Source organism: Microbacterium sp. RU33B (assembly GCF_900155915.1).
Taxonomy (GTDB): domain Bacteria; phylum Actinomycetota; class Actinomycetes; order Actinomycetales; family Microbacteriaceae; genus Microbacterium.
Genome location: NZ_FTPO01000002.1, coordinates 324,332 through 339,982, shown reverse-complemented (window position 1 = coordinate 339,982; position 15,651 = coordinate 324,332). Strand labels below are relative to the sequence as shown.

At 69.9% G+C, this 15,651-nt stretch carries 17 protein-coding genes; 11 read left to right on the top strand and 6 right to left on the bottom strand.

Annotation, left to right across the window (positions count from 1 at the left end):
- Window positions 1-69 precede the first annotated feature (69 nt).
- The 6 genes from B0B14_RS11210 (at window position 70) to B0B14_RS11185 (ending at window position 6,221) form a co-directional block, all read left to right on the top strand.
- A complete protein-coding gene (locus B0B14_RS11210) occupies window positions 70-1,347 on the top strand; it encodes an ABC transporter substrate-binding protein (RefSeq protein WP_076681802.1) in 1,278 nt (425 codons plus the stop codon).
- Window positions 1,348-1,435: 88 nt separating this feature from the next.
- Window positions 1,436-2,464: a carbohydrate ABC transporter permease gene (locus B0B14_RS11205; RefSeq protein WP_076681799.1), complete on the top strand. Its 1,029-nt coding sequence runs from the start codon at window positions 1,436-1,438 to the stop codon at window positions 2,462-2,464.
- Window positions 2,461-3,375, top strand: coding sequence for a carbohydrate ABC transporter permease (locus B0B14_RS11200; RefSeq protein ID WP_076681795.1), 915 nt, complete (start codon window positions 2,461-2,463; stop codon window positions 3,373-3,375). The genes B0B14_RS11205 and B0B14_RS11200 overlap by 4 nt, the downstream gene beginning before the upstream one ends.
- A gap of 7 nt (window positions 3,376-3,382) precedes the next feature.
- Entirely contained in the window at window positions 3,383-4,882 is a 1,500-nt protein-coding gene (locus tag B0B14_RS11195) for a GH1 family beta-glucosidase (protein ID WP_372236636.1), read from the top strand.
- A 20-nt stretch (window positions 4,883-4,902) separates the two neighbouring features.
- Window positions 4,903-5,919 (top strand): LacI family DNA-binding transcriptional regulator, encoded by a 1,017-nt coding sequence (locus tag B0B14_RS11190; RefSeq protein WP_076681789.1) that lies wholly within the window; start codon window positions 4,903-4,905, stop codon window positions 5,917-5,919.
- An 80-nt stretch (window positions 5,920-5,999) separates the two neighbouring features.
- Window positions 6,000-6,221 (top strand): tautomerase family protein, encoded by a 222-nt coding sequence (locus B0B14_RS11185; protein ID WP_076681786.1) that lies wholly within the window; start codon window positions 6,000-6,002, stop codon window positions 6,219-6,221.
- A gap of 25 nt (window positions 6,222-6,246) precedes the next feature.
- On the opposite strand, the gene B0B14_RS11180 is transcribed toward B0B14_RS11185, so the two are convergent.
- The 4 genes from B0B14_RS11180 to B0B14_RS11165 form a co-directional block, all read right to left on the bottom strand.
- Window positions 6,247-7,128 (bottom strand): VOC family protein, encoded by an 882-nt coding sequence (locus B0B14_RS11180; RefSeq protein WP_076681782.1) that lies wholly within the window; start codon window positions 7,126-7,128, stop codon window positions 6,247-6,249.
- Between the two features lie 107 nt (window positions 7,129-7,235).
- Window positions 7,236-8,555: a uracil-xanthine permease family protein gene (locus tag B0B14_RS11175; protein ID WP_076681780.1), complete on the bottom strand. Its 1,320-nt coding sequence runs from the start codon at window positions 8,553-8,555 to the stop codon at window positions 7,236-7,238.
- A gap of 84 nt (window positions 8,556-8,639) precedes the next feature.
- A complete protein-coding gene (locus B0B14_RS11170) occupies window positions 8,640-9,584 on the bottom strand; it encodes a phosphoribosylaminoimidazolesuccinocarboxamide synthase (RefSeq protein ID WP_076681776.1) in 945 nt (314 codons plus the stop codon).
- A gap of 18 nt (window positions 9,585-9,602) precedes the next feature.
- A complete protein-coding gene (locus B0B14_RS11165) occupies window positions 9,603-9,941 on the bottom strand; it encodes a hypothetical protein (protein WP_076681773.1) in 339 nt (112 codons plus the stop codon).
- A 71-nt stretch (window positions 9,942-10,012) separates the two neighbouring features.
- Between B0B14_RS11165 and B0B14_RS11160 the strand changes: the two genes are divergently transcribed.
- The 3 genes from B0B14_RS11160 (at window position 10,013) to B0B14_RS11150 (ending at window position 12,774) form a co-directional block, all read left to right on the top strand.
- Window positions 10,013-10,636, top strand: coding sequence for a PadR family transcriptional regulator (locus B0B14_RS11160; RefSeq protein WP_076681769.1), 624 nt, complete (start codon window positions 10,013-10,015; stop codon window positions 10,634-10,636).
- Window positions 10,633-12,195: an MFS transporter gene (locus B0B14_RS11155; RefSeq protein WP_076681766.1), complete on the top strand. Its 1,563-nt coding sequence runs from the start codon at window positions 10,633-10,635 to the stop codon at window positions 12,193-12,195. Before B0B14_RS11160 ends, B0B14_RS11155 begins: the two co-directional genes overlap by 4 nt.
- 75 nt (window positions 12,196-12,270) lie before the next feature.
- Window positions 12,271-12,774: a hypothetical protein gene (locus tag B0B14_RS11150; protein ID WP_076681763.1), complete on the top strand. Its 504-nt coding sequence runs from the start codon at window positions 12,271-12,273 to the stop codon at window positions 12,772-12,774.
- Between the two features lie 36 nt (window positions 12,775-12,810).
- On the opposite strand, the gene purD is transcribed toward B0B14_RS11150, so the two are convergent.
- Entirely contained in the window at window positions 12,811-14,082 is a 1,272-nt protein-coding gene (gene purD, locus B0B14_RS11145; protein WP_076681760.1) for a phosphoribosylamine--glycine ligase, read from the bottom strand.
- An 87-nt stretch (window positions 14,083-14,169) separates the two neighbouring features.
- Here purD and B0B14_RS11140 point away from each other — a divergent pair, with 87 nt between their 5' ends.
- Together B0B14_RS11140 and B0B14_RS11135 are read left to right on the top strand one after the other, a co-directional pair.
- On the top strand, window positions 14,170-14,526 hold the full coding sequence (locus B0B14_RS11140) for a sterol carrier family protein (protein WP_076681757.1): 357 nt from the start codon (window positions 14,170-14,172) through the stop codon (window positions 14,524-14,526).
- A 125-nt stretch (window positions 14,527-14,651) separates the two neighbouring features.
- A complete protein-coding gene (locus B0B14_RS11135) occupies window positions 14,652-15,026 on the top strand; it encodes a potassium transporter Trk (RefSeq protein WP_256714368.1) in 375 nt (124 codons plus the stop codon).
- A 12-nt stretch (window positions 15,027-15,038) separates the two neighbouring features.
- Here the strand turns inward: B0B14_RS11135 and B0B14_RS11130 are convergent, their stop codons facing one another.
- Window positions 15,039-15,650: a zinc-binding alcohol dehydrogenase gene (locus B0B14_RS11130; RefSeq protein WP_076682683.1), complete on the bottom strand. Its 612-nt coding sequence runs from the start codon at window positions 15,648-15,650 to the stop codon at window positions 15,039-15,041.
- Window position 15,651 lies beyond the last annotated feature (1 nt).

Genomic DNA, 15,651 nt, shown 5'->3' with positions numbered 1-15,651 from the left:
CCATCCCCCCGGGACAGGACGCGATCCACGCACTTGCACGACCCGAATCAATCACACAAAGGAGTGAACGTGAATTCACGCGCACTGCGTCGCATCGGCCTCGTGGCCGGCGTCGCAACAACCTCCGCGATCATCCTCGCCGGCTGCGCCGGTGGTGGCGGCGGCACCAGCACGGAAGGCGGTGGCGACGGCGAGATCACGCTGACGCTGGCCACCTTCAACAACTTCGGCTACACCGATGAACTCCTCCAGGAGTACATGGACGAGAACCCGAACGTGAAGATCGTCCACAACAAGGCGGCCGAGTCCGGCGACGCCCGTGCGAACTTCTTCCAGAAGCTCGGCAAGGAAGGCCTCGCCGACATCGAGGCCGTCGAGATCGACTGGTTCGCCGAGGCGATGCAGTACTCCGACCTCCTCGCCGAGGTTCCCGAAAGCGCCAAGGGCCGCTGGCTCGACTGGAAGGAAGCCGGCGCCACCGACGGAGACGGACGCCTCGTAGGCTTCGGCACCGACATCGGACCGCAGGCCATCTGCTACCGCGCCGACCTGTTCGCCGCCGCAGGCCTCCCCTCGACCCCCGACGAGGTCGCCACGCTGTTCGACGGCGACTGGGGCAACTTCTTCGACGTGGCCGACAAGTACAAGGCCGCCACCGGCAAGCCGATGATCGACGCGGCCAACTCGGTGCTCCAGGGCATCGTGAACCAGATGGAGTACACGTACACGGAGCCCGACGGCACCGTCATCGCCACCGAGAACCCCGAGATCGAAGAGGCCTACAACCTCGTCGTCGAGCGCGCCGTGCCCAACGCCGCGTACTCGGGCCAGTGGAGCGACGACTGGAACGCGTCGATGGCCAACGGCGAGTTCGCCACGATGCTCTGCCCCGGCTGGATGCTCGGCATCATCTCGGGCAACGCTCCCGACGTCACCGGCTGGGAGGTCGCCAACGTCTTCCCGAACGGCGGCGCCAACTGGGGCGGCTCGTACCTGACCGTTCCCGAGAACGGCAAGAACGTCGAGGCGGCGCTCGCGCTCGCCGACTGGCTGACCGCTCCCGAGCAGCAGGCCAAGACGTTCGTCAACGCCGGACAGTTCCCGAGCGCGATCGAGGCCCAGAGCGACCCCGCGATCACCGACTCGACGAACGAGTTCTTCAACAACGCGCCGACCGGTCAGATCTTCGCCGAGCGGTCCGAGGCCATCACGGTCACGCCGTACAAGGACGCGAACTACTTCAAGTACCACGATGCCCTCCAGAACGCGGTGAACCGCGTGTTCGATGGTGTCGAGGACCAGAAGACGTCGTGGGAGACGTGGGTCGCTGAGGTCTCGGCCTTCTGATCCCTGACAGCGATGCGGGCCGCGCCCCGGCGGCGCGGCCCGCATCGTTGATTCCACCCTCGTCCACCCCGCCGATACGGAGCCCATCGTGACTGCGACCGACACCCGCGCCAGCGCCTCATCCAGCCGGCGCGCTCCTTCCCCGGAGCAGCCGAGACCCGCCCTCTCCTTCCGCAACAAGGTGAGCCGCTGGGATCTGAAGTACTCCCCCTACGTCTACATCGCGCCGTTCTTCATCCTGTTCGCGATCGTGGGCCTGTTCCCCATCGTCTTCACCGCCGCGATCTCGTTCCAGGAATGGGACCTCGTGCGCAACTCCGGCGAATTCGTCGGATTCGAGCAGTACATCTGGATCCTGAACGACCCGAAGTTCTGGACCGCGCTGCGCAACACCTTCAGCATCTTCCTGCTGTCCTCGGTGCCCCAGCTGGTGCTCGCGATCTTCATCGCCGCCATGCTCGACCGCAACATCCGCGCCAAGACGTTCTGGCGCATGAGCGTCCTGCTGCCCTTCGTCATGGCACCGGTCGCCGTCGCCCTGATCTTCAGCAACATGTTCGGAGACAACTACGGTCTCGTGAACAACATCCTCAGCAACATCGGCCTCAGCCCGATCCCGTGGCACAAGGACCCGTTCTGGAGCCACATCGCCATCGCGACGATGGTCAACTTCCGCTGGACCGGGTACAACGCGCTGATCCTTCTGGCCGCCATGCAGGCCGTCCCGCGCGAGTACTACGAGGCCGCCACCGTCGACGGCGCGAACGCCTTCCGGCAGTTCTGGAGCATCACGCTCCCGTCGCTGCGCCCCACGCTCATCTTCGTCATCATCACCTCGACCATCGGCGGTCTGCAGATCTTCGACGAGCCGCGCATGTTCGACAACACGGGCCAGGGCGGTTCCGCCCAGCAGTGGCTGACGATCACGCTGTACCTGTACAACATCGGCTGGGGCGAGTTCAACTTCGGTCGAGCCGCAGCGCTGGCCTGGATCCTGTTCATCATCATCGTCGTGATCGGGCTCATCAACCTGCTCATCACGCGGCGCCTCGTGCGCGACGAGGGCGGACGCGGCGTCACCGCGCCCCGCCGCACACGGAAGGGAGTCCAGCGATGAGCATCAGCACACCGCCCCTCGCGATCGTCGAGGAGGGCATTCCGAACGCCAAGCGCAGCCGTCGGGGCGCGCGCACCACCAAGATCCGCGGCGTCCGCGCCGGGTTCTGGGTCTACATGGGCCTGGGCGTCGTCGCCGTGTCGGCGATCTTCCCCTACTACTGGTCGTTCCTGATCGGCTCGGGGGACTCCTCGACGATCAATGACCCCGACATGTCGTGGCTGCCCGGGGGCAACTTCATCCCCAACGCGCTGTCGGTGATGAACGATCCCGCCGTCAACTTCTGGCTCGCGCTGTGGAACTCGATCTTCAGCTCGACCGTGATCGCGGCATCCGTCGTCCTGTTCTCCACGCTCGCGGGCTGGGCCTTCGCCAAGCTCCGCTTCCGCGGCGGCAAGTGGCTGCTGGCCTTCGTCGTGGCGACCATGGCGGTGCCGATGCAGCTCGGCGTCGTGCCGCTGTACATCCTGTTCGCCGATCTCGGCTGGACGGGCAACATCGGCGCGGTCATCGTCCCGGCCCTCACCAGCGCGTTCGGCGTGTTCTGGATGACGCAGTACCTCCAGCAGTCGGTCCCCGACGAGCTCATCGAGGCGGCCCGCGTCGACGGGGCGTCCATGATCCGCACGTTCTGGACGGTCGGCGCCGTCGCGGCGCGACCGGCCGCCGCGATGCTCTTCCTGTTCACGTTCGTCGGCGCGTGGAACCAGTTCTTCTGGCCCTTCATCGTGCTCGACCGCCAGAGCCCGACCCTCCCCGTCGCGCTCTCGCTGCTGCAGGCGAACTACTTCGTCGACTACTCCATCGTGCTCGCCGGCGTGCTGCTGGCGACCATCCCGCTCCTCCTGCTCTTCGCCTTCGCCGGCAAGCAGCTGGTGAGCGGCATCATGGCCGGCGCCGTCAAGGGCTGATGCCGAGATGAGCACCACACACAGTCAGGAATCTGCGCTCATGCAGTCGCACGCCCCCCGCCCCTTCCCCGCCGACTTCCTGTTCGGAGCGGCCACCGCCGCGTACCAGATCGAGGGCGCCGCCCACGAGGACGGCCGCCGGGATTCGATCTGGGATGCCTTCTCCCGTGTGCCCGGTGCGGTGATCAACGCCGACAACGGCGATGTCGCGTGCAACCACTACCACCTCTACCGCGACGACGTCGCTCTCATGAGGTCGATGGGGCTGCAGACGTACCGCTTCTCGACGTCGTGGTCGCGCGTGCGGCCCGACGGCGGGGCGCTCAACCCGAAGGGCGTCGACTTCTACAGCCGCCTCGTCGACGAGCTGCTCGAGGCCGACATCCTGCCGTGGCTGACGCTGTACCACTGGGATCTCCCGCAGGCGCTGCAGGAGAAGGGGGGCTGGACCAACCGGGCCACCTCCGACCTGTTCACCGAGTACGCGCTCGACATGCACGACGCGCTCGGCGATCGCGTGAAGGTGTGGACGACGCTGAACGAGCCGTGGTGCTCGTCGTTCCTCAGCTACACCGCGGGTCTGCACGCACCGGGCCACTACAGCGTCGAGGAGGGCCTCCTCGCGGCGCACCACCTGCTGCTCGGCCACGGCCAGACCGTGCGCGAGCTGCGCGCCCGCGACTCCTCGCTCGATCTCGGCATCACGCTCAACTTCACGGTCGCCGACCCGAAGGATCCGGCGAACCCGGCCGATGTCGACGCCGCGCGGCGCCTCGACGGCCAGCACAACCGCTGGTTCCTCGACCCGGTGTTCCGGGGCGAGTACCCCGCCGACATCGTCGAAGACATCCGTGCCGTGGATGCCGCAGCCGTCGCCGCCCTCGAAGCGGCGATCCTCCCCGGCGATCTCGAGGCCATCTCCACGCACATCGACGCGCTCGGCGTGAACTACTACCACGGCGACCTGGTGAGCGCAGAGGCGCCCGCGGTGCCCGTGAAGGGCGGCGACGCCCCCACCGACCGGCCGGGTCGGTCTCCGTTCCCGGCGGGCAGCGGTCACTCCAACGAGCGCGGACTCGCCCGCACCAACATGAACTGGGAGGTGCAGTCCGAAGGGCTGACCCGCCTCCTCACGCGTGTCTGGAACGAGTACGCCGAGCCCGCCGGCACGGTCCTCTACGTCACCGAGAACGGTGCCGCGTACGACGACGAACTCGTCATCGACGACGGAGAACCCCGCGTACACGACGAGGAGCGCACGGAGTTCCTGCGCGCGCACCTCGGCGCTACGCTCGACGCAGCCGAGGCCGGCGTCGACGTGCGGGGCTACTTCTACTGGTCGATGCTCGACAACTTCGAGTGGGCCTGGGGGTACGAGAAGCGCTTCGGCATCATCCGCGTCGACTACGACACCCAGCAGCGTTCGATCAAGGACAGCGGCCGCGAGTACATGCGCATCATCGCCGACCGATCGCTGAACCCCGCGCCGGTCGGCGCCCTGAGCTGAACTTCGGAGAGAATCATCGGATGAGCATCGACGCGCTGCGTGACACCGTCACGATCGAGGAGGTCGCCGCTGCTGCGGGGGTCTCGCGATCGACCGTGTCGCGCGTCGTGAACGGCTCGACGGCCGTGAGCCCCGCGGCCCTCGAGTCGGTCCAGCGCGCGATCGCCGCCTTGAACTACGTGCCCAACCGCGCTGCCCGCTCGCTCGCGAGCCGGCAGACGCACGCCCTGGCGCTCATCGTGCCCGAAGACACCACGCGGTTCTTCGGCGACCCCTTCTTCGCGGCCATCGTGTCGGGCATCAACGCCGAACTCGGTCGCTCGGACTACGTGCTGAACCTCTTCATCGCGAGCGACGACCCGGGCGACAAGACCACGTCGTACATCCGCTCCGGCGCCGTCGACGGTGCGTTCATCGTCTCGCACCACACGAGCGACACCTACATCGACCGCATCGCCGCCGCGGTGCCGGTCGTGTACGGCGGTCGCCCGGCGCGTGAGCGCGAACGCGACTACTACGTCGACGTCGACAACGTCGAGGGCGGGCGGCTGGCCACGCAGTACCTGATCGGACGCGGGCACCGGCGGATCGCCTCGATCACGGGTCCGCTCACGATGCCGGCAGGGCTCGACCGGCTGCAGGGATACCGCGAGGCCATGAGCGCCGCCGGGCTCCCCGAGAGCGATGTCGAAGAGGGCGGCTTCACCGCCGACGGCGGCGCCGCGGCGATGCAGCGGATCCTCGATCGCGGCGGCGAGCTCCCCGAGGCGATCTTCGCGGCCAGCGACCTCATGGCCCGCGGTGCCCTGCAGGTGCTCGCCCGCGCAGGGCTCCGGGTGCCCGACGACATCGCGATCATGGGTTTCGACGACTCCCCGGTGGCCACGACGGTGCGCCCTCAGCTCACCACGATGCGCCAGCCGTCGTTCCTCCAGGGCGAGCGGATGGCGTCGACACTGCTGGGTCTGCTGGCGGGGCAGTCGCCGCGCCACGTCACGATCCTCGACACCGAGCTCGTGGTGCGCGACTCGGCCTGACCCTCCACGTCCGCCGACTCGCCGTGGCATCCGGCGGGATCGATAGCCTGGGGCCGACACAGTCGGACCGAGGAGGACGCATGCCCAACATCACCGTCGAGCTGCTGACGGGTCGCACCACCGATCAGCGGCGGGCCTTCGCCGAGCGCGTGACCGAGGTGGCCGTCGCCGAGCTCGGGGCGCGCGCACAGGACGTGCGGATCGTCTTCACGGAGATCGCGGCCGATCACGTGGCCAATGGCGGTGTGCTCACGAGCGAAGACGCCTCGCGTGCGGCGGTGACCGCGAGCTTCGGGAGCTGACCCGCGCGGTTCAGGATGCCGCGGCTCAGGATGCCGCGGTCGCGAGGATCGCGTTGCGCCAGGGATCGTCGAATGCGAGGGTGCGCCCGTCGTCGCGCACGGCGAATCCGTGGTGCTTCAGGCGCTCACCGAGGGCTCCGAGTCCGTCGGCGTCCGGCAGGGTGAGGTCGACGCGGCCGAGGCCGAGGGCAGGCATCCGGGGCCCTGCGCCGCGCGAGTTCCACACGTTCATCGCCATGTGGTGGTGGTAGCCGCCCGCACTCACGAACAGGGCGGTGTTGCCGAGCTCGGCGGTCGTGTCGAACCCGAGCGCGTCGACATAGAACGCGCGCGCTGTCGCGACGTCGCCCACCGACAGGTGCACGTGGCCGATGGATGCCGCCTCCTGCGCCGTACCGCCGGCGAGGACGTCGTCGGAGAGGTGCTCGTCGAGGAAGGCGTTCGGGTCGAGGTGCAGCGTCGCCATCTCCACCTGGCCGTGCGTCCACGACCAGGCGGTGCGAGCGCGGTCCCAGTACAGCTCGATGCCGTTGCCCTCCGGATCGGTGAAGTAGAACGCCCGGCTCACAAGGTGGTCGGCGCTTCCGGTGAAGGTGCCCGGTGCGCGTCGGGCGACCGAGTACAGGGCCGCGGCCAGCGCGGCCTGCGTCTCGAACAGGATCGCCGTGTGGAACAGGCCGGCCGACCCGCCGGGCGCGTGTCGCAGCGCCGGCTCGTGGCGGAGGACGACGAGGGGGCGCCCCGCGCGGCCGAGGGTGACCGTGTCGCCCTCGGCCGACAGCACGCTCAGCGTGACGACGTCGCGGTAGTACGCCGTCATCGCGTCGAGATCGCCCACGAGCAGCGTGACCGCGCCCATCGCCGTGTCCGCGGCGAGGCGGTCTGCGGCCGGGGATGCATCACTCATGCGACACCACAACCTCCGCCGTCGCGTCGCCATTCCCGGGCACGGGTGCGCGCCGCAGCGCTTCGCGGGCGCGGACGGAGAGCGGATGCCGCGTCGGGCCCTCGCGGCTACTGCGGGTCGCCGCCGAGCGGGCCGATGACGGGCAGCGGACCGCCGTCGTCGGCGCCGGTCCTGCGGGCCCGGGCGATCGCGTTGCCCACGTGGTAGATCACGAGTGCGGCGGCCGCACCGAGCACGATCGCGCCGAGCTGGAAGTCGCCCCACTGCATCTGGAAGCCGGCGATGGCGATGACCAGCGCGACGGCCGCGGTGTACTGGTTGACCGGACGCGAGAAGTCGACGCGGTTGTCGACCCAGATCTTGATGCCGATGATGCCGATCAGGCCGTACAGCGCCGTCGTCACCCCGCCGAGCACGCCCGCGGGGATCGAGTTGAAGACCTCGCCGACCTTGGGGGACAGCGACAGCAGCACGGCGGTGATGCCGGCCACCCAGTACGCGGCGGTCGAGTACACACGCGTCGCGGCCATCACGCCGATGTTCTCGCCGTACGTCGTCGTGCCCGACCCGCCGAAGAAGCCGGCGAGCGTCGTGGCGGCGCCGTCCGCGATGAGTGCGCGACCGGTGTGCTGGTTGACCGAGGCATCCGTCATCGTCGCGACGCCGCGCACGTGGCCGACGTTCTCGGCGACGAGCACGAGGACCACGGGGAGGAACATCGCGATCGCGCTCCACGTTCCGGGGGAGGCGAAGTCCGCGAGCTCGAACGTCGGGAGCCCGATCCAGTCCGCCGCTTCGACCTTCGAGTAGTCGATCTCCCCGCTGAGGGCGGCCACGACGTAGCCGACGATCACGCCGAGGAAGATCGAGATGCGTCCGAGGAATCCGCGGAAGAGGACGGCGAACAGGATGACGGCCGCCAGCGTGATGCTCGCGGTGAGCGGCTGCACCTGGAAGTTCGCCCACGCGACGGGCGCGAGGTTGAAGCCGATGAGCGCCACGATGGCTCCCGCGACGACGGGGGGCATCAGCTTGTCGATCCAGCCGAGGCCGGCGAACTGCACGACGAAGCCGACCGCGGCGAGCAGGATGCCCACCGCGACGATGCCCGCGAGGGCCGAGCCGGTGCCCGCGCTCGCGGTGGCCGCCGTGACGGGGGCGATGAACGCGAAGGACGATCCGAGGTAGCTGGGGAGCTTGTTCTTCGTGATGACGAGGAACAGCAGGGTGCCGATGCCGGAGAAGAGGAGCGTCGTCGAGACCGGGAACCCCGTGATCGCCGGCACCAGGAAGGTCGCACCGAACATGGCGACGACGTGCTGCACGCCGATCGCGATCGTCGCCGGCCAGCCGAGGCGCTCGTCGGGCTTCACCACCTCGCCGGGGGCGAGCGTGCGGCCGTTGCCGTGTAGGCGCCAGATGGGCATGGTGTTGCTCCTCGCGTGGGGGTCGATCCGCCCGCCAGCTTATCTGGGAGTTCGCTGAGAGCCCTTGGACAGGCTCGGGGAGCCCTACGCGCCGGAGGTGAGCAGCTCCAGGAGTTCGCGGTAGCGGGCCGCCGTCCGCTCGACGATCTCCGTCGGAAGCTCGGGAGGGGTTCCCTGCTTGTCCCAGTTCGCCGCGAGCCAGTCCCGCACGATCTGCTTGTCGAAGCTCGCCATCCGCTCGTCGGGGGTGGTGCCGGCACGCCAGGCCTCGGCATCCCAGTAGCGAGACGAATCACTCGTGAGAACTTCGTCGGCGAGCGTCAGCACGCCCGCGTCGTCGGTGCCGAACTCGAACTTGGTGTCGGCCAGGATCACGCCGTGCTGCTCGGCGGTGCGCGCGGCCCGCTCGTAGATCTCGAGAGACACGTCGCGCAGCTGCTCGGCGCGCTCCGCTCCCACGAGCTCGACCGTCTGCTCGAACGAGATGTTCTCGTCGTGCTCGCCGAGGGGCGCCTTGTAGGCGGGGGTGAAGATCGGCGCCGGCAGCCGATCGCCGTTGCGCAGGCCCTCGGGGAGGCGGATGCCGCACACGGTCCCGTTGTCGACGTACTCGAGCCATCCCGATCCGGTGAGATAGCCGCGCACGACGCACTCGACGGGCAGCATGTCGAGGTTGCGCACCACCATCGCGCGCCCGGCCACGGCATCCGGGATCAGATCGACGCGGTCGTCGCCGGCGAGCACGGCCGTCGCGGCGAGATGGTTCGGGATGCCGCGCCCTCCGTCGCCGCCGGCGAGCCGGTCGAACCACCAGAGGCTCAGCGTGGTGAGCAGCGTGCCCTTGCCCGGGATGCCGGGCGACAGCACGTGGTCGAACGCGCTGACCCGATCGCTCGCGACGACCAGCATCCGCCCCTCGAGGGCGCCGTCGTCGTGGACGGGGCCCGTCGATGCGTCGGGCACGAACAGGTCGCGCACCTTGCCGGAGTAGACGTGTCGCCAGCCGGGCAGGTCTTCGGGGGAGCTCACCCAGCCATCATCCCAGGCTCAGGGCGTGATGCCGTCGACGAAGACGAACGCCTCCTCGACGAGCGGGCGCCAGTGCTCCGCGGCATCCGGCCCGACCAGCGCCCACTCCTTCATGGGGCGATCGCGCATCACCATGCGCTCCGCGGTGCCCTCGGCCTCGAGGGCGTCGATCCGCTCGCGCGGCAGCTTGACGATGAGCGACGCGTCGAACCCTGCGAACGCGAACACCTTGCCGCGGATGCGCAGACCCTCGCTGCCGAACATCGGACCGATGTCGACGCCCTCCCGGCGCAGGAGGTCGACGGCGATGGGGTCGAAGATCGCGTGGGCCCGTGCGTGCGCAGCCTCGTCCTTCATGGGGGCCACGCTAGTCCCGGCGTGCGACAGAGTGTATAGTCCATCTGGACTAATCGACACGGAGTAATCGAATGACGGACGCCGCCGCACGGCTCACCCCCCTCGGGGTCATGATCCTCGCGCTGCTCGCCGAAGACGACATGCACCCCTACGAGATGATCCGCCTCATGCGCCAGCGGCAGGACGACCGGCTCGTCGCCCTCACGAACGGCACGTTCTACCACACCGTCGCGCGCCTGGAACGGGCCGGACTGCTCGCCGAGGTCGGCGTCGCTCGCGAGGGCAACCGGCCGGAGCGCACCACCTACACGCAGACGGATGCCGGAGCCGCCGCCGTCGGCGACTGGGTGCGCCGCGAGCTGCCGCGCATCGACCACCCTGTGGAGTTCCGCATCGCGCTCGCGGAGTCGCACAACCTCGAGCGAGACGAGGTCATCGCCCTGCTGCGCGAACGGCGGGTCGCCCTCGAGGCGTCGCACGTGCGGCATCGCGACGGACGCCTGTCCGCGCTCGCGAAGGACGTCCCCGAGCAGTTCCTCGTCGAGATCGAGCGCGAAGCCGCGCTCGCCCAGGCCGAGCTCGACTGGCTGGACGCGCTCATCGAGCGCCTCGAGCGACACGACTTCGAATGGGGCGGCAAGACCGCTCCCCGTTCCGAACGCTATCTGGCACAGAGAGAGGCCGCACGATCATGACCGACCCTTCGACAAGCTCAGGGCCCGCGACAGCGGCGCCCACCCGTGCCGCGCGTCGGAACGCCCCGGCATCCGTCCCGAATCCCCCCGCGCGCAGCCCGTGGCCTGCGCTCTGGGCGCTCGTCATCGGCTTCTTCATGATCCTCGTCGACACGACGATCGTGTCGGTGGCCAATCCCGCGATCAAGGCGGCGCTCGATCCCGACACCAACAACCTCGACAACGTCGTGTGGGTCACCTCGGCGTACCTGCTCGCCTACGCCGTGCCGCTGCTCATCACGGGCAGGCTCGGTGACCGCTTCGGGCCAAAGAACATCTACCTCATCGGCCTCGCGGTCTTCACGTTCGCCTCGCTCGGCTGCGGACTGTCGGGCACGCTGGAGATGCTCATCGCGTTCCGCGCGGTCCAGGGCCTCGGCGCCGCCCTCATGACGCCCCAGACGATGGCCGTCATCACGCGCACGTTCCCGCCGAACCGCCGCGGGGCGGCGATGGGCCTGTGGGGGGCCACCTCCGGCGTGGCGATGCTCGTGGGCCCGCTCGCCGGAGGCCTGCTCGTGGACAGCCTCGGCTGGGAGTGGATCTTCTTCGTGAACCTCCCCGTCGGCGTCGTCGGCTTCGTGCTGGCCTGGATGCTCGTGCCGAAGCTCGAGACGCACCCGCACCGCTTCGACATGCTGGGCGTCTTCCTGAGCGCCATCGGTCTGTTCCTCATCGTCTTCGGCCTGCAGGAGGGCGAGAAGTTCGACTGGGCCGTGTGGGTGTGGGCGATGATCGCCCTCGGCGTCCTGACGATGGCCGTGTTCGTCTGGCAGCAGGCGAAGACGAAGAGCGAGGCGCTCGTGCCCCTCGATCTGTTCCGCGACCGCAACTTCTCCATCGCGAACCTCGGCATCGCCACCGTCGGCTTCACCGTCACGAGCATGTCGCTGCCGCTCATGTTCTTCCTGCAGCTCGCGCGGGGACTCACCCCGACCGATGCGGCGCTGCTGCTCGTTCCGATGGCGCTGGCGGCGGGCATCCTGTCGCCGCTCGCGGGGAAACTGCTCGATCGCACCGACCCGCGCTTCCTGCTGGTGCCGGGCCTGCTGCTCGTGTCGATCTCGCTCGTCTGGTACGCCGCGCTGATGCATCCCGACACGCCCATCTGGATGTTCCTGCTCCCGTCCTTCCTCATGGGCGTCGGCAACGCCGGAATGTGGGGTCCGCTCGCGACCACCGCGACCCGCAACCTCCAGCCGCGCCAGGCCGGCGCGGGCGCCGGCATCTACAACACGACGCGCACGATCGGATCGGTGCTGGGCTCGGCCGCGATCGCCGCCTTCATGCAGGGACGGCTCGAGGCGAACCTGCCCGGCGCCTCCGATGCGGACGCCGGGTTCGGGGGCGGGCAGCTCCCTCCGGCCATCGCCGACGGATTCGCCACGGCCATGGCCCAGGCCACGCTCCTGCCCGCCGCCGTGATGCTCGTGGGCGTCGTCGCGGTGCTGTTCCTGCGGCGTCCGCCGCAATCGGCCACGTCGGACTGGTCCGAGCCCGCCGCGGCGGTCGGCCACTGACGCGCTGAGGGTAGCCGAGCGGTCGCCGCCGCGGAAGGCCGGGACGTGGCCGGACGCCGTGCCTAGCGTGGAGGCATGAGATCGTCACGCCGACTCGTCGCCACTGCCGTCATCTCCGCCGCCTCCGCCCTCGTGCTCCTGGGCTGCACCGCCGCCACGGACACCCGGTCGGAGACCTCGGCGCCGCCGAGAACGCCGACGGCGGAGGCATCCGCCGCCCCGTCGCCGAGCGCCACGATCGACATCCCCACCGAGCCCGTCGCAGGCGAGATCGCCTCCGCCGTGAGCGATCGGCTCTCCACACCCTCGTCGAGCTCGTCGGTCGCGGGTCCCGGGATCATGGTCGCCGACCGGCCGTTCTCGATCGAAGGCGAGTGCCTCGGCACGCGCGCGGACTATTCGCTGACGACCGCCGACCCCGCCGATGCCGGTCGCGTGCTGGTCGAGGGGACGATCGAGTGCGGCGCCCCGATGACGAGCAGCGTCGGCTCCACGGCGGGCTACGCCGGGGTCGTGCAGCTGTCGTTCACCGACACCGACGGTATCGACCGCGCCTGGCTGCGGGTGGTCCAGCCGTAGCCGGTCCGCGGTCACGGTGAGCGCCTCCCGCGCGCGTCAGCCCTCGACGACGCCGGCGGCGATGTCGGTGCGGAACTGCCCGCCCTCGAGGCCGATGGCGTCCAGCGCGCGGTAGGTGCGCTCGCGGGCCTCGGCGAACGTCGTGCCCAGGCCGACGACGTTGAGCACCCGGCCACCCGTCGCGACGAGAGCGTCGTCCGATCCGGCGGTGGCGGCGTGGGCGAGGTGCACGCCGTCGACGGCGGCCGCGGCATCCAGCCCCGTCAGCGCGCGGCCCGTGATCGGGGCCTGCGGATAGCCCTCGCTCGCCAGCACGACCGTCACCGCGACGGCATCGGCGAACGCGGGGCGCGCCAGATCCTCGAGGTGCCCCGACGCGGCGGCGAGCAGCAGTTCGGAGAGCGGGTCGACCAGCCGCGGCAGCACGACCTGCGTCTCCGGGTCGCCGAAGCGCGCGTTGAACTCGATGACCTTGACGCCGTCGTCGGTGAGGATGAGTCCGGCGTACAGCAGGCCGATGAAGGGCGTGCCCTCGGCGTCGAGCTGGCGGATGACGGGCTCGGCGACGTCGCGCGTGACGAGGTCGACGAACGCGTCCTCGCCGCCGAAGCGCTCGAGCAGCCAGGGCAGCGGCGAGTACGCGCCCATGCCGCCCGTGTTGGGGCCGGCATCGCCGTCGCGCAGGCGCTTGAAGTCCTGCGCGGGGCTGAGGGGCAGCACGTGGTCGCCGTCGCTGAGGAAGAAGAGCGAGACCTCGGGGCCGGAGAGGAACTCCTCGACGAGGACGGCGCCGTGGGGGAGGTACGTGTCGGCGTGGGCCAGCGCCTCGTCGCGATCGGTCGTGACGATGACGCCCTTGCCCGCCGCGAGGCCGTCGGCCTTCACGACGTAGGGGGCGCCGAACTCGTCGATCGCCGCCTCGACCTCGGCGCGCGACACGGCGCGGGCGGCGCGTCCGGTGGGGACGCCCGCGGCCTCCATGATGCGCTTCGCGAACGCCTTCGATCCCTCCAGCTGAGCGGCGGCCTTCCCGGGTCCGAAGACGGGGATGCCGCGGGATCGCAGCGCGTCGGCCACACCGGCCACCAGGGGCGCCTCGGGTCCGATGACGACCAGGTGGATGTTCTGCGTATTGGCGTAGGCCGTCACGGCGACCGGATCGTTCGCGTCGAGATAGACGATGATCGCGTCCTGCGCGATGCCCGCATTGCCCGGTGCGGCGAAGATCTCGTGCCCCGCCTCCTCCGAGAGGAGCGAGAGGATGATGGCGTGCTCGCGTGCGCCCGAGCCGAGGACGAGGATTCTCACGCGACCAGCCTATCCGGGGGCGTTCGGCGCCGAGGGTGCAGCAGATCCGGCGCCGGCAGGTCCGGAAGGCGGGCGTAACGTGGGCGCATGCCGAAGAAGATCACGACCGACGCGGGGCGCGCCGCGCTCGCCGCAGTCGCGGCATCCGACGCCCCCGCCCGCACCGACCTCGCGACCGCCGTGCGCTACCTCCTGCAGCTCCTCGCCGAGAAGGCGCCGGGCAACTCCGTCGAGATGCGCGTGCCGCCGTTCGGCGCCGTGCAGGTGGTGGAGGGTCCGCGGCACACGCGGGGCACACCGCCCAACGTCGTGGAGACCGACGCCCGCACGTGGATCGCCGTCGCGACGGGTGTCGAGCAGTGGGCGGATGCCGCCGCCTCCGGGCGCATCGTGGCCTCGGGGGTGCGCTCCGACCTGTCGGACCTCCTCCCTCTCAGGCCCTGACGTCCTGGCGACGCCCCAGGTCGGTGTCCCACTTCACGTGGGTGTACGGGCGATGCACCCGCACGTACTGGGACACCAAACGCGGAGACGGGCCGCGGATGTCGGGACGGTGAGACAATGGAGGCATGGCCGACCAGGCGCTCACCCCTCCCGAACCGGATGCCGCGGCATCCGCCGCCCCTCGGCGCGTCGTGGAGGACCACATCGAGACGCTCCAGGTGCGCCGCGCCCCCAAGTACGGCGTGTTCCTCAGCGTGGGGGGCGCGCTCGGCATCATCGCCGCGATGATCCTCACGTTCTCGTTCACGGGCTCCCTCTTCGAGAGCCCGAACACGGGGATGGTCTATTCGCAGGGGCAGGTCTTCGGATTCCTCGCCCTGATCTGCATCTCGGTCGGCATCCTCGTCTTCGGCGTGCTCGCCCTCGTGCTCGACCGCGTGATGAGCCGCAAGACGCGCGACGTCACGGTCGATCGCGAGACCGTGCACCTCGAGCCCTGAGCCGGGCAGACCTCAGGCGAGCTCGGCGATGATCGGGTGGATCGCGGTGTCGAAGGCCGCGACATCCCCGCGCAAGCCGTCGGTCACAGCGATCGTGAGCGATCCGATCCACCACACTCCGCGCTGGGACAGCGGCAGCACCTGGACGTTGAGCTCGAACGAGTGCGCCCGCCGGCCCACCCGCCGCTCGTGCTCGGCGATGGCCCCGGCGTAGGCGCGGTACGAGACGCCGGGCTTGGCGGCGGCGTCGCTGCGGTACCGCTCGTGCGCATGCCGGGCGAACTCCACGGCCTCGGCCGCGTGCGGCGTGATCGCGGCGATCAGCGTCTCCGAGCCCGTCGTCGGAAGGGCGACGAGCGTCTGGAAGCCGTCGACGAGGTCGAGGGGCACCGGCGACGGGTGCGCCGTGGGCTCGACCGTCATCGCCCAGTACTCCCGCCACTGCCGTTCGAGGAGCGCCTGCGCATCGTCGCTGCGGTCGTTGACCCGCGGCGGGATGCCGCGCAGGTGCGGCAGCTCATCGGGGGAGCGGATGCCGAGCACCTGTCGCAGGTAGAGGGCGACCAGCACCGGCTGACCCGCGTCCTCGCGGATCACCCACTCCGGTGCTCCTGTGCCGCCCATG

Coding starts and splice junctions, on each gene's coding strand:
- B0B14_RS11180 (WP_076681782.1), bottom strand. CDS start 7,128: ATGAGTGATGCATCCCCGGCCGCAGACCGCCTCGCCGCGGACACGGCG.
- B0B14_RS11200 (WP_076681795.1), top strand. CDS start 2,461: ATGAGCATCAGCACACCGCCCCTCGCGATCGTCGAGGAGGGCATTCCG.
- B0B14_RS11165 (WP_076681773.1), bottom strand. CDS start 9,941: ATGAAGGACGAGGCTGCGCACGCACGGGCCCACGCGATCTTCGACCCC.
- B0B14_RS11150 (WP_076681763.1), top strand. CDS start 12,271: ATGAGATCGTCACGCCGACTCGTCGCCACTGCCGTCATCTCCGCCGCC.
- B0B14_RS11135 (WP_256714368.1), top strand. CDS start 14,652: ATGGCCGACCAGGCGCTCACCCCTCCCGAACCGGATGCCGCGGCATCC.
- B0B14_RS11190 (WP_076681789.1), top strand. CDS start 4,903: ATGAGCATCGACGCGCTGCGTGACACCGTCACGATCGAGGAGGTCGCC.
- B0B14_RS11175 (WP_076681780.1), bottom strand. CDS start 8,555: ATGCCCATCTGGCGCCTACACGGCAACGGCCGCACGCTCGCCCCCGGC.
- B0B14_RS11155 (WP_076681766.1), top strand. CDS start 10,633: ATGACCGACCCTTCGACAAGCTCAGGGCCCGCGACAGCGGCGCCCACC.
- B0B14_RS11130 (WP_076682683.1), bottom strand. CDS start 15,650: ATGGGCGGCACAGGAGCACCGGAGTGGGTGATCCGCGAGGACGCGGGT.
- B0B14_RS11185 (WP_076681786.1), top strand. CDS start 6,000: ATGCCCAACATCACCGTCGAGCTGCTGACGGGTCGCACCACCGATCAG.
- B0B14_RS11140 (WP_076681757.1), top strand. CDS start 14,170: ATGCCGAAGAAGATCACGACCGACGCGGGGCGCGCCGCGCTCGCCGCA.
- B0B14_RS11160 (WP_076681769.1), top strand. CDS start 10,013: ATGACGGACGCCGCCGCACGGCTCACCCCCCTCGGGGTCATGATCCTC.
- B0B14_RS11195 (WP_372236636.1), top strand. CDS start 3,383: ATGAGCACCACACACAGTCAGGAATCTGCGCTCATGCAGTCGCACGCC.